Below are 505 nucleotides of genomic sequence, written 5' to 3'. Positions count from 1 at the left end.
CGCATCGCGACGATCGGCGACGCCGAGCGCTCGTGGGTCGTCCAGGGTCCCGAGCGCGTGGCACTGATCGGGCGCAACGGCGCCGGCAAGACGACGCTGCTCGAACGGCTGGTCGGGAGCGCCGCCCTCGGAGAAGAGCATCCGGATCGGACCGAATCCGCGGATTCGACCGAGCCGGGCGCTCAGGGCCGAGAGATCGGCACGGATGCTGTCGCGCACACCGCACAGATCGGCTACCTGCCGCAGCGCGTCGACGGCCTCGACGAGGCCCGCACCGTCTTCGAGAACATCTCGGATGCGGCACCTCAGGTGCCGGAGAAGGAACTGCGCAACCGGCTCGCGCGGTTCCTCATCCGCGGCGCGACCGCAGAGCGACCGGTGGCGGCCCTGTCCGGCGGCGAGCGCTTCCGCGTGGCCCTGGCGAAGCTGCTGCTGAGCGATCCGGCCCCGCATCTGGTCGTGCTCGACGAGCCGACCAACAACCTCGACATCGACACCGTCGATC

1 protein-coding gene is annotated in these 505 nt (G+C 70.7%); it reads left to right on the top strand.

Annotated elements, in window-relative coordinates; all coding sequences use genetic code 11:
- On the top strand, nt 1–505 hold a 505-nt coding region (locus ACI3KW_RS23265), incomplete at both ends, for an ATP-binding cassette domain-containing protein (RefSeq protein ID WP_404850064.1).

The sequence above is a fragment of the Devosia sp. ZW T5_3 genome, assembly GCF_044987315.1.
Lineage (GTDB): Bacteria > Pseudomonadota > Alphaproteobacteria > Rhizobiales > Devosiaceae > Devosia.
This window is presented reverse-complemented; position numbering and strand designations above follow the sequence as displayed.